This is a genomic window from Limosilactobacillus gorillae, from assembly GCF_001293735.1.
Lineage (GTDB): Bacteria > Bacillota > Bacilli > Lactobacillales > Lactobacillaceae > Limosilactobacillus > Limosilactobacillus gorillae.
Genome location: NZ_BCAH01000025.1, coordinates 93918 through 106439 on the forward strand (window position 1 = coordinate 93918; position 12522 = coordinate 106439).

At 46.5% G+C, this 12522-nt stretch carries 12 protein-coding genes and 2 tRNA genes; 6 read left to right on the top strand and 8 right to left on the bottom strand.

What is annotated here, in order from left to right:
* Positions 1–5: 5 nt before the first annotated feature.
* Positions 6–596: a thymidine kinase gene (locus AOQ57_RS05170; RefSeq protein WP_093625856.1), complete on the bottom strand. Its 591-nt coding sequence runs from the start codon at positions 594–596 to the stop codon at positions 6–8.
* Between the two features lie 275 nt (positions 597–871).
* On the opposite strand from AOQ57_RS05170, the gene AOQ57_RS05175 reads away from it, so the two are divergent.
* The 3 genes from AOQ57_RS05175 to AOQ57_RS05185 are packed head-to-tail and all read left to right on the top strand — an operon-like array spanning position 872 to position 3254.
* On the top strand, positions 872–2209 hold the full coding sequence (locus AOQ57_RS05175; RefSeq protein WP_093625859.1) for a Mur ligase family protein: 1338 nt from the start codon (positions 872–874) through the stop codon (positions 2207–2209).
* Positions 2209–2940: a type 1 glutamine amidotransferase gene (locus AOQ57_RS05180; protein WP_093625861.1), complete on the top strand. Its 732-nt coding sequence runs from the start codon at positions 2209–2211 to the stop codon at positions 2938–2940. The genes AOQ57_RS05175 and AOQ57_RS05180 overlap by 1 nt, the downstream gene beginning before the upstream one ends.
* Positions 2941–2948: 8 nt before the next feature.
* Positions 2949–3254, top strand: a complete 306-nt coding sequence (locus AOQ57_RS05185) for a hypothetical protein (protein ID WP_093625863.1) — start codon at positions 2949–2951, stop codon at positions 3252–3254.
* Positions 3255–3352: 98 nt separating this feature from the next.
* Here the strand turns inward: AOQ57_RS05185 and cls are convergent, their stop codons facing one another.
* The 7 genes from cls to AOQ57_RS05220 form a co-directional block, all read right to left on the bottom strand.
* Positions 3353–4837, bottom strand: coding sequence for a cardiolipin synthase (gene cls, locus AOQ57_RS05190; protein ID WP_093625865.1), 1485 nt, complete (start codon positions 4835–4837; stop codon positions 3353–3355).
* Positions 4837–5856 (bottom strand): serine hydrolase domain-containing protein, encoded by a 1020-nt coding sequence (locus AOQ57_RS05195; RefSeq protein ID WP_093625868.1) that lies wholly within the window; start codon positions 5854–5856, stop codon positions 4837–4839. The genes cls and AOQ57_RS05195 overlap by 1 nt, the downstream gene beginning before the upstream one ends.
* 105 nt (positions 5857–5961) lie before the next feature.
* On the bottom strand, positions 5962–7803 hold the full coding sequence (locus tag AOQ57_RS05200) for an ABC transporter ATP-binding protein (RefSeq protein WP_093625871.1): 1842 nt from the start codon (positions 7801–7803) through the stop codon (positions 5962–5964).
* Positions 7778–9529, bottom strand: coding sequence for an ABC transporter ATP-binding protein (locus AOQ57_RS05205; RefSeq protein ID WP_093625873.1), 1752 nt, complete (start codon positions 9527–9529; stop codon positions 7778–7780). Before AOQ57_RS05205 ends, AOQ57_RS05200 begins: the two co-directional genes overlap by 26 nt.
* Entirely contained in the window at positions 9522–9983 is a 462-nt protein-coding gene (locus tag AOQ57_RS05210; protein WP_093625875.1) for a MarR family winged helix-turn-helix transcriptional regulator, read from the bottom strand. The genes AOQ57_RS05205 and AOQ57_RS05210 overlap by 8 nt, the downstream gene beginning before the upstream one ends.
* A gap of 160 nt (positions 9984–10143) precedes the next feature.
* Entirely contained in the window at positions 10144–10761 is a 618-nt protein-coding gene (locus AOQ57_RS05215) for a hypothetical protein (protein ID WP_235789009.1), read from the bottom strand.
* 177 nt (positions 10762–10938) lie between these two features.
* Positions 10939–11011 (bottom strand) — tRNA-Gln (locus AOQ57_RS05220).
* A 163-nt stretch (positions 11012–11174) separates the two neighbouring features.
* Here AOQ57_RS05220 and AOQ57_RS05225 point away from each other — a divergent pair.
* The 3 genes from AOQ57_RS05225 to budA all read left to right on the top strand — a co-directional run bounded on the left by AOQ57_RS05225 (position 11175) and on the right by budA (position 12448).
* A complete protein-coding gene (locus AOQ57_RS05225; RefSeq protein WP_093625879.1) occupies positions 11175–11504 on the top strand; it encodes a hypothetical protein in 330 nt (109 codons plus the stop codon).
* A gap of 76 nt (positions 11505–11580) precedes the next feature.
* Positions 11581–11653 (top strand) — tRNA-Glu (locus tag AOQ57_RS05230).
* Positions 11654–11737: 84 nt separating this feature from the next.
* Positions 11738–12448: an acetolactate decarboxylase gene (gene budA / locus AOQ57_RS05235; RefSeq protein ID WP_093625881.1), complete on the top strand. Its 711-nt coding sequence runs from the start codon at positions 11738–11740 to the stop codon at positions 12446–12448.
* Positions 12449–12522: the final 74 nt, after the last annotated feature.

Sequence of the window (12522 nt, forward strand, 5' to 3'; positions counted from 1 at the left end):
TTCCATTATTCATTCTCCTGTTCACTTGGCAAATCTGGGTGAAAGTAGTGTTCCCGGCAAACCGGGTAGTAGGCTTCATTACCACCGATTTGAACCTGCTCACCCTCGTAAACGGGGCGTCCCTCGTTAATTCGTAGGTTCATAGTCGCTTTACGAGGGCAAAACCAACAGATCGTCTTCATTTCCTCGATCTTATCAGCATAGATCAAGAGGTACTTGGAACCCTCAAACAGCTCGTTTTTAAAGTCGTTTTTAAGCCCAAACGCCATCACCGGAATCTTTAGATCATCGACTATGTGACACAGCTGTAAAACGTGTTGCTTGCTCAAAAACTGTGCTTCATCAATTAAGACACAGTAAATTCGGTGATCAACCTGCTTAATTAGCTTATAGACATCAGTGTCATCCATGATTGGAGTAACTTTACGTTGTAGACCGATCCGGCTTGCAATCACACCAGTCCCAGCTCGGTCATCAATCCCACTAGTCAATAATTCAACCGGTTTCCCCTGCTCCTCATAGTTGTGGGCCACCTTAAGAATATCAATTGACTTACCGGAATTCATCGCGCCATACTTGAAAAATAACTGTGCCAATTACCTCACCCATTTCTTCGCATAGTGCTTTAATTATAGCGAATCTTACGTTCATTTTAAACTCTTCTCCTTTGACTAAGGCGACCTTTTCTTCTTTTTTAACTCGCTATCGCCGTTATATTCAACCTAGAAGCGCTTTCTTAATTTCAATCCTCATCAAAAAATAATTTTTTACGTCCCTTCTCATCCCGATCAGAGGAGGTTACTTTCCTTTTGGGCCCAGAACGATTAAAATTAGTCGGTAATCAAAACTTGTAAGCGGAAGGATATGAATTATGTCTTTAAGAAGTTCCCTGGCCGAATTTGCCGGCCGGTCTAGTTACTGGTTCCTCCACACCTTTACCCACGGGGGGTCCTCATTACCGGGAAAGATCGTCACCAAGCTCGACCCCAATATCTTACAGGCCTTTAGCAAGAAATACGACCTGGTGATCCTTACCGGAACGAACGGGAAGACCTTAACCACCGCTCTTTCCGTCCGGGTACTCCGTGAAAAATACGATTCAGTCTTGACTAACCCCACCGGCTCCAACATGGAGCAAGGGATCGTTACAACCTTCATTACTGCCCCGCGGCCCAAGAAAAAAGGCTTAGCGGTTCTTGAAGTTGATGAAGCAAACGTGGTCAAGGTAACTAAGTTCATCACCCCAATTGCCTTTGTCTTCACTAATTTATTTCGTGATCAAATGGATCGCTACGGTGAGATCTATACAACTTACGACAAAATATTGGCCGGTGTTAAGTTAGCACCTAAGGCAACCATCATCGCCAACGGGGACGAACAAATCTTTAACTCAAGGGACCTGCCCAACCCTGTCATCTACTACGGTTTTAACCACGAATTCCATGAAGATTTTAAGGCGCCCGCCAACACCGATGGACTCTTATGTCCCAAGTGCCAACACATCCTCCACTATCACCTACGGACTTATGCTAACCTAGGGGATTATTTCTGCCCACATTGCGGCTTTAAGCGGCCGAAGCTAACTTACCAGGTGACCAAACTTGGGGAATTAACCCCAACCTCTTCGTCCTTTGAAATTGATAAAACTCCCTACAAGATTGAAATTGGTGGGATGTATAACATTTATAATGCCTTGGCAGCCTATTCTTTGGGTCGTTTCTTAGGAGTAAGCCCTAAACAGATCCAACACGCCTTCAGTGCTGACGAACGGGTCTTTGGTCGCCAAGAAGTCATTAATGTTGATGGCAAGGAGGTTACCTTAATCCTGGTCAAGAACCCGGTCGGCTTAAACCAAGTCTTGGATATGATCCTGACCGATCCCGAACCCTTCTCATTTGGTTTCTTATTGAACGCCAATTATGCTGACGGAATTGATACCTCCTGGATCTGGGATGGTGATTTTGAACGTCTAAACGATCACGATATCCCCTACTTCATGACCGGTGGGGAACGCTACAGAGACATCACTACCCGGATGGAAATGGCCGAAATTAACCAGATTGACCACATTCCGGACCTCAGTAAGGTCATTGAAAAAATTCCCCAAATGCCAACCAAGCACGTGTATCTGCTTGCCACCTACACGGCAGTTCTGCAGTTACGCAAGTTGTTGGCCGAAAAAAAGTATATTCAAGGAGGAATGGACTAATGGCTAAGTATCATCTACACCTCGCCCACCTTTACGGTGACCTTTTAAACACCTACGGCGACGTTGGTAACATCATTGCCTTGCAGTACTACGCAAAGCAAATGGATACCGACATCAAGGTCGACGTAATTTCAATTGAAGACGACTTCAATCCTGATCAGTTTGACATCGCTTTTTTCGGTGGTGGCCAGGACTATGAACAAATGGTGGTCTCAAAGGACATCCAAACCAAAAGGGCCGGGATTAAAAAGTTTATCCACGATCAAAAACCACTCCTCGCCATCTGCGGGGGCTACCAGCTTCTTGGCAAGTACTACATCGGCGCCGACGGAAAAAAGATCCCTGGCATCGGGGTTTTGGATCACTACACCTTGACCCAAAGCCAACACCGTTCGGCCGAACAAAATCAGACTCGCTTTATCGGTGATATTAAAATTAAAAATGACGAAACCGGAGTTGAATACCATGGTTTTGAAAACCACAACGGTCGGACCTTTTTGGGTGAAAACGAGCGCCCCCTTGGTTACGTTTTAGAGGGCCACGGTAATAACGGTGAAGATGGCACAGAAGGAGCCATTTACTTACATGCTTACTGCTCTTACTTCCACGGTCCCATCCTAACCCGTAACGGTGAGCTCGCCAAACAGATGCTCATTGAAGCCCTAACGGTTAAGTACCCTGACGCCGATCTAACAGTCCAAAAGAATCTCACCATTAAGCCAACCTTTTAGGAGGGACCATGCAAAACGTACTTTCCCAATTGATGGTCGTGGCCTTTCTTGTCGAATCCTTCTTTGAAGTTCGCCTACAGTTGTACCTGCGAAGTCTGCTCGAAGAAGACCGGGCTCCTGCTGACTTACAAAAGCGAATCCGTCGGATTGTCCGCATTGATAACCGTTGGAATTGGGGCTCGTGGTTATTGATCATCTTCATGTTAGTCGTCCCTAATAATTGGGCCTTTCTAGCAATTTGTATCATCACCCTGCTAGAAACACTCGTGGTCATGGAAATGGACCACATAAGAACCCGCATTAAACAACGCTAGTTTAACGGCCCTGCCAAAACAAAGCACCCTAGATCGTTAGAGGTAGTCTAACAATCTAGGGTGCTTTTCATATACTTATTTTTTAATGCAACCTTTGTTTATAAAATAGGGGCCAAGAGACGGCAGAAGTCTTGCTTGAACTTACGCCACGGCGACTGTTGGTCGAAGTACTCCTCCGTCAGAAGTGTGCAATCCTTCATGTCGTTTTCAAAGGTAGCCTTTAGCTTGCTAGCCAGCTGTTCGTTGTAAGTGAAAGCATTGACCTCAAAGTTTAACCGGAAGGAACGGTAGTCGAAGTTAGCTGACCCCACCGAGGCAAGGTTATTGCCCGAAACCATTGTCTTCGCATGTAAGAAACCTTTATCGTACTTGTACACCTTAACTCCGTTTGAAACTAGATAGTGGGCAAAGTACTCGGTCGCCCGGTAAACGAAGGGGTGATCCGGCATTGACGGGATCATGATCCGAACGTCAATACCTTCTTTAGCAGCTACCACTAGTGCTTCTAAAGCCGAATCTTCTGGGATCAGGTACGGGGTCTGAAGGTAAACATACTTCCGTGCCGAAGTAATAATTCCTTGGTAGCCCCGGCGGATGGCCTGGTTCTCGTTATCCGGACCTGAAGAGACAATCTGCATTGGTACCATCGAATAGTCAGGTTGAGTTAAGTGGGTTGTCCGAACGTTGACGTAGTTCCCTGCTAAGTCCATCCGTTCCTTTTTAGTGCGTCGGCAAGTTGTGTTCCAATCCATGGCAAAACGAGCTTGCATCATTAAAACAGCCGTACCAACCACCCGTAGGTGGGTGTCCCGCCAGTAGCCGAACTTTTCTGATTCTCCCAGGTATTGGTCACCAATATTGAAGCCCCCGATGTACCCTAGGTTCCCGTCAATAATCACTAGTTTACGGTGAAGGTGGTAGTTTAACCGCGGGGTGGTGAAGCGAGCCTTGGAACTAGAAATGAAGGCCTGAGCCTGACCACCAAGTTCTTCAAGGTGTCTGAAGAAGCGGTAAGTTGTTCCCCGTGATCCTGATAGATCATATAAAACACGCACTTCCACACCCCGTTCAGCTGCTCGCTCAAGAGCTGCTAACACCCGGTGGCCAAGCTTATCGGACGCAAAGGTGTAATACTCAATGTGAACGTGGTCCTTAGCGGCATCAATGTCCTTGATCAACTGGTCAAACTTAGCGTGGCCGTCCGTAAATAGGTCCACCTGATTTCCAAACGAAAGAAGGGCGTTGTCCGTGTTCAACAAAAGCTTAGCTAGCATTTGATCTCGTCGATTTCGTTCCTCTTTTGGCAACAAATCTTGGGCATCCAGGAGGCGTTGTTGCTGCTGCTTATACTGTTCGAGTATCCGTCGCTGCTCATCTTGAATGCTAAAAATCTTATCTGATGACAGCTTACGCCCCACGAATATGTAGGCAATGAACCCAACCAGCGGTAAAAAGATTAAAATCATTAGCCAGGCCCAGGTTGAAGTGATGTCGCGGCGCTGGCGAAATACCGTCCAAATGGCCAATGCTAAGTTAAACAACCAAATTCCTTCAATAATGTAACGAATAATATCCCACGTCATTAAAATTTCTCCATTTCACGAACATAAGTAGCAATGATCTGATCTCGCCGGTCCAAAAAGACGTCATTTTGCCCAGTGGGGTGCACCCGGTTAGTCAAAACAACCATTCCGCGGTCGTTTTGTTTATCTAGAACCAGCCAGGTCCCAGTATAGCCGGTATGACTAGCTAAAAAGTTTTTGTCCACTGGAGTAGGAATCAATTTCCACCCTAGCCCCCGCAAGTGAGGATGCGGCATCCTTGTTTGATCGCTGAAGATCTGAGCGACGGTTTGGTCAGTCAAGAGCCCACCTAAGTTGGTCTCGATGAGCGCTCGACTGAAGTTAACGACATCTTTTAGGGGCGCGAAAATACCTGCCGATCCGCAGTGTTCTCCCAAGACAGCCCCCTTGGGGTCGTGAACCCGTCCCCGTAAGAGCACACCATTAGGGCTGATCACCGTTGGAACCGTCCAAGCTGGATCAGGATGATCAGTTGTTTCCATCATCCCGAGCGGATCGAACACTAGCTCCTTGGCTAGTTGGTGGATTGGCTTTCCGCCGATTTGCTCAGCAATCCAGCCCAGGTAGATGAAGTTCACATCAGCGTAGCGAATCAACCGACTAAGGTTTTTATTACCACTCAGTTGGGTTAATAAAGCCTCCTTCAACTGGGACGCCCCCAGTTGATCACGGTTCTTGATGTAGCCACCGATGGATGATGAGTGGGTTAGCAAATGGTAAATTCTTACCCGTTCGTCGTCAAAAGCCGGTAAGTACTTAGTGACCGGGTCATCCAGAGAAAGGCGGCCCTCCTGTAGGTAAATCCCAATTACCGGGGTTGTAGCAAGAACCTTAGTCAAGGAGGCTAGGTCATACAACATCCCGGGCCGTAAGACTTCTGGAGTTGGCGTTAACCGGGCCATTCCGCTCACATATTCCACTTGCCAATCGTGTTCAAACAGGCAGTATGAGATTCCCGGGACCACCCCATCTTCTTCCAACGCCCGTAGCTGTGCTTGTGTTGCCGAATATTTTTTCAAGTGACATCATCCCCTTATTTCAACAATAATACCAAAAACGCCCCCTGACAAAGCAGAATCGCTTCGAGCCAGGGAGCGTTCTTGATTAACACAGCACCGCCACTATTAAATTTGGTTGCCAGCAAACTGGCTATTATACAGATCGGCATAAAAACCGCCCTTTTCAATCAGGCGATCATGATTTCCGGTTTCAATGATCTTACCGTGGTTCATCACAATAATCTGTTCAGCATTACGAATTGTCGACAAACGGTGGGCCACAACGAAGCTAGTCCGCCCCTTTTGAATGTCATTCATAGCGTCTTGAATCGCCTCCTCAGTTCGTGTGTCGACCGATGAGGTGGCCTCATCTAGAATCAAGACCTCTGGATCGGCTAGAAAGGCCCGGGCAATTGTCAATAATTGCCGCTGTCCCTGTGAAATATTGGAGGCCGACTCATCCAATACAGTTTGATAACCATCAGGTAGTTGGCGGATAAAGGTATCAGCGTGAGCCTGCTTAGCGACTGCATATACCTCTTCTTCAGTTGCATCTTCGCGTCCATACTTGATATTATCATAAATCGTTCCGGTAAACAGCCAGGTATCTTGTAAAACCATCGCAATCTTTTTGCGCAGTTCCGGCCGAGTGAAGGAGCGGGTGTCACGGCCATCAAGGTAGATGTGCCCTCCCTTGACATCGTAAAAGCGTTCCAAGAGATTGATAATCGTCGTCTTCCCAGCTCCAGTTGGCCCCACGATGGCGATCATGTGGTTCTCCTCAGCTTTTAAGTTAAAATCTTGAATCAGTGGTTGATCATTATAGCTGAAATTAACGTCTTTAAATTCAACCTTTGGCTGGGGTCCTGGTAAAGGAGTTGCATCGGCCAGGTCCGTGTCCATTTCATCCTGGTCAATCACTTCAAAAATCCGTTCAGCCGAGGCAATTGTTTGCTGAATGGTGGAGGCCAAGTTTGCAATCTGAGTAATTGGTTGGGAGAACTGGTTGGTGTATTGCAAGAAGGCCTGAACATTCCCTAAGGTAATTTGGCCGTTAGCAACCTGCACTGCCCCAACCACAGCTACCATCAGGTAGCCAAGGTTACGGACAAATCCCATGGCTGGATACATCAGGATGGAGAAGAACTGAGCCTTCCAGGCCGCCTGGTAATAATCGCGGTTCTTTTCTTCAAACTGGGCCTCTTGGTCCTCTTCCTTGTTAAAAGTCCGCACGATCGTGTGCCCCGCGTACGTTTCTTCCACCTGGGCGTTAATCCTACCTAGGACGCTTTGTTGGCGGCTAAAGAGGCGTTGAGCAGTTGGAGCTACAAAGCCAATAATCACAAGCGAAAGAGGCACCGTGATCAGGGCCACCAGGGTCAGCTTCCATGAGATCGAAATCATTAGAGCCAAGACCCCCACAAAGGTCAGAACTGAGGTAATGATTTGGATCATCCCGTTTTGAAGTGTCCCAGAGATGTTATCCATATCGTTAACCATCCGGCTCATAATATCCCCGTTGGGATGGGTGTCATAAAAGGAGACCGGTAGACGGGCCATCTTGGATTTAAAGTCTTGGCGTAGCTGGTAAACCACTTTCTGGGAGATCCGAGTCATCATTACCTGCTGGATAAAGGAAAATATCCCTGACAGGGCATACATTCCCAGTACGGCGATAGCGATTTGACCAACCCTTGCGAAATCGATCGGGTACCTGCTTAGGTGCATCCCAAGCCTCATCTCCGACGCACCCTTCAAAACACCATTGTAGATAACTGTAGTGGCTTCTCCCAAAACCTTAGGAGCCCAAACCTGGAAAACCACAGAGCCAATTGCCATAATCACCGAAATTATCACGCCCCACTTCCACGGCTTTAAGTAGGTGATTAAGCGACCCGTCGTTTTCCAAAAGTGTTGCGCCTTCCCGCCACCTTTTTGATGTCTATTTCCGTTGCGCACGTTCTTCATCCCCCTCTTGAATCTGTGAGTGCAGGATTTCTTGATAGGTTTGGTTAGTAGCCTTGAGATCGTCATGGCTACCTTGACCAACCACCTTCCCATCATCGATGACTAAAATTAGGTCGGCATCGGCAACCGTTGAAATCCGCTGAGCTACGATTACCGACACAGCTTGCTGGATCTGTGGATCCTGGCGAAGGGACTGACGCAGCTTGGCATCGGTCTTGAAGTCCAAGGCAGAAAAGGAATCATCAAAGATGTAAACAGAAGCCGGCTTAATGATTGTCCGAGCAATCGCCAATCGTTGACGTTGCCCCCCAGAAAAGTTACTTCCATCCTGTTCAACGATGGCATCCAGACCGCCTTCTGCCTTAACAAAATCTGCAGCTTGTGCGATTTCTAAGGCCCGCCACATATCTTCCTCACTGGCGTCTTCATAACCAAACTGGAGATTCGAGCGAACGGTCCCGGTAAAGAGAACCGCCTTTTGTTGGGTAATTGAAATCTCTTGGTGTAAATCGTGTTGGCTCAGCCGTTCAATTGGTTGACCATTGACCTCAATTTGACCACTTTCCACGTTAAATAGGTGGGGAATCAAGTTAACCAGGGATGATTTTCCTGATCCGGTTCCCCCGATGATTGCCAGAGTTTGACCGGCCCTGACTTTGAAGTTGAGATCAGTCAAGGTTAGTTCTTCGGCTCCCTCATAGCGGAAATTAACGTGATCAAAGGAAAGACTGGCCGGAACGCCACTTGCCAAGGTCAGACGGTCCTCTTCCTCTGGGTCAACAACGCTTGGGCGCCGGTCCAGGACTTCATTTAAACGGGCTGCCGAAGCTGAGGCCCGGGGAACAAAGACAAAAATCATTGAAAGCATCATAAATGACATCAAGATCTGGGTTGAATAGGTCATAAATGCGATCAAGTTTCCCACCTGCATTGACATATTGGCAATTAACTGTGCCCCTAGCCAAATGATACCAATGTTAGTTAAGGATAAAATTAACGTCATGATTGGGAAAAGGAGTGATACCAGAGTGAAGGCCTTGATCCCAGTGTTGGTGTAATCGGCGTTAGCGCGTTCAAAACGATTTTGTTCACGTTGATCCTGATTAAAAGCCCGGATCACGCGAACCCCCGTCAAACCCTCACGAAAGACCAGGTTAATTCGGTCGGTCTTCTTTTGAATACTCTTGAACAGTGGGACCGCAAAGTACATCACCCCGATCACAACAATTGCTAGGATCGGTAGAGAGATGGCAAAGACCCCCGTTAAACGAGGCTCGCGGTTATAGGCTAAGATAATGGCTGCTACTAACATTATCGGTGACTGAAGCATCATCCGCAGGATCTGAACCATTACGTTTTGGATTTGTACAATATCGTTAGTCGATCGGGTAATTAAAGATGAGTCACCAAAATCCGACATTTCTTTACTCGAAAAGGTCAGCACCTTGTGGTAAATTTGGCGTCGTAATTTTTGCCCCACCTTCATTCCTTGAGTAGATGCAAAGTAAACGTTGCACGCTGATCCCGCCATCCCCAGGGCCGCCACCAAAAGCATTATTCCACCCTGGTGCCAAATGTAGGTCATATCATGACGAATAACCCCCTTATCAATCAGATCAGAGGTGATGGTTGGCAAGTAAAGGTCGGCCGCAACCTGAATTAGTAAGAAGAAAACCGCTAAAAGGGCGGGAATCTTCTCTAGGTTTTGTCGCGCGATTCTAATCATCAAAAAACTCCTTTCGTAATTTATTTTCACCATAACAGTCGACTAACGACTGGTGAAGCTTGGTGGCGATCTTAACTGCTTGCTCACGCTCTTCAGAAGTAAGTGAGCTTAGTAATTGACGTCCGAAACTTTTCCGATCCTGTTGGATATGGGCCCATTCCCTTTGACCACTGGGCGTGATCGCCACCCGAATGATTCGTTTATCATAGACATCACGCTTCCTGGTCACTAGCCCCTGGCTTTCCATCTTCTCCAGCGCCTCCGTTAGCGACCCTGGCTTCATACTAACTACGTCCGCCAGTTGCCGCTGTGACAGATCCGCTCGCTTATCCAGGGTGTGTAAAATTCGTGCCCGACCGTAGTAGCCCTTGGCCTTTTTATGCTGAATTACCACATCGCGTATCTGCAACCATAGCTCATGATAACTTTGAAAAATCTCTTCATCACTTACCACCTGAGCTCCTCCTTCAAATCGTTAGGCTTATAATCATTAGGTACATAATAGTTATGAATCATACCACGATTCATAAGGGTGTCAAATTTTTATCAAAAAAAGCACCGCCCCTATTCTCCGGGACAGTACCTTAAATCTTACAATTCAGAAATACACTTACTTATTCAAATTGGCCAGTCATGGCATCCATCGTCTTAACCTGATTAGTAGTTGGGTTAAATTGGTAAATTCCTACCAAGTTAGCGACTTGATCATCACCGCCATTATTGCGAATTTCAATTTGGTAATTACCATCCCCCAGGGACGTCACCATGTAACTGTTGTCACTTGCTTGACTAATTCCACTAGCAGCATCAAACTTCTGTAAAACTGCTTCATTCGTTAGTGCTGGTGTTGCTACACTGCTCGATGTTGCCTGGCTCGTAGTTGATGTGTTTGACTTAGCTGGTGCTGATGTTGGTGCCTTCTCACTGACTACTTGGGTGCTAGCTGAGGAAGCTGGTGCACTTGAGGTACTAGTTGCCTGACTAACGTTCGAAGAAGCCCTGGCGCCACTGGCCGAAGTGGTGCTAGCCTCCTGGCTCGTTACAGAACTTTGGTTGCTAGACGCACTTACCGACCCCTTCTTGCTACCGCTGTCCTTTACAACCTTGGCACTAGTTGCCTTACTTGAGCTTGATGATGAGATTGCACTTGTGTTGGTATTAGTACACCCTGTTAATCCTAAAACAGCCATTAACATAACTGTACTGGCAAGAACCTTACTCTTAATCATCATTGTCATTCCCCCCCATCAACGGTTTATTAAATTTCCTATTTTGTTTACGCATTCATTGTAACACTTTTGAAATAATTTCGTAACCCAATCGCAAGAATTGTTATTTAATTATTAAAAAATATTTAACCACCCTGTTTAAGGGCACAAAAAAACACGCCCCGTAGGACGTGTTAAGAATTGGGCATGCTGGGTTCGAACCAGCGCATTGTGGATTCAGAGTCCAGTGCCTTACCAGCTTGGCGAATGCCCAATAAATACTTGTACTTGATCAAATGTTTGTACTTGATTAAGCAACAGTATTAAGTATACCAAATTAAGTTCATTCGTCAAGAACTTTCCCAATATTCCCAAAATGATTTTTCCCTTAATCCAAAATGGGTTACAATGGGCCCAGAGAAAGAGAGGGCTGTTAAATGGCTAGTAATTCTGATTCACTTTACAATGTTTTAACCAAGCTCCAACACCATCCAGAGTTAGTCATCACTTCCGTTGTCCAGTATCAAAATACCGTAACCTTATTTTTTAAGGACTCCGTTCCCGTTGCCGATGCTTCTCATTACTTTCCCAACGGTCACCTGATCGTTAACCGCCTTTCAGCCGACTTTGTTGCTAAAAACGGGGCGCTACTTGATGATTACTACTTAATGACCGCTCAGGGACACCCTGGCTACCACGACGTTTGGGTTACCACCAGCCACCTTGTTAGTAATCAAGCCTATATGCTAGAACTATCCTATGAATGAAATTATTCTTTACAAATCGACGTTAATCTTGTAAACTAGTTTTTGGGTCGTATTAAATGTGACCTCAAGTGTAAATTGCCCGCTGGTCAAATCGGTTAAGACGTCGCCCTCTCAAGGCGGAGTTACGGGTTCGATCCCCGTGCGGGTGATTTTTTAAATAGGATGAACGCCGTTATGACGGTCGTTCATCCTATTTTTATTTATAAAACCTGTTGATTTTGGAGGCTGCTTTTATGAAGAATACAAACATTTTATACCAGCACGGCACATTAGCTCTACTCGTTCCCGGGCTTTTAAAGGGGACCTTAACCATGGGTGAGCTACTTAAACACGGTGACACTGGGATCGGTACCGGTGAGGGACTTGACGGCGAACTAGTTATCTTAGACGGGGTTCCCTATCAAGTCCTCGGTACCGGTGAGGTCCGGATCATGAAAAACGAGGCTACCATCCCCTTTGGTAACATCCATTGGGCCGACTTCAAGCCAGCCGGCGATATTAAGAAACTGGCCCTCCCAAAGCTTGAGGAGCACATCTTAAAGAACCACAGTGCCAATAGCTTTTTCTCCGTTAAAATCAAAGGGCACTTTTCGGGTGTCACCACCCGTGCGGTGATTAAATCTAATCCTCCATACAAAACCCTGGCCCAAACCGCCAGTGACCAGCGAATTTTTGAAAGGGACACCGTTGAGGGAACCCTTTTAGGCTACTTTGCTCCCGCCCTGTTCGCAGGTGCAGCCGTGGGTGGTTTTCACTGGCACTTCTTGGCTGCCGACCATAACTTTGGCGGCCATGTCCTCTCCATTGATGGTATTAACGGCCAACTTACCTTCCAAGATCTTAGTTCCCTGGACCTTCACTTACCAACCGACGACGCCGACTTTATGAACCACGATTTCAACAAAGAATCCGATATTTTAAAAGTTATTTCTGAAGCCGAATAACTTTTAAAATGATAAACCTGTGAATAATAATGAAGTGCTGCCCCATAATTGTTAGTTTTTCATTGATATATTAT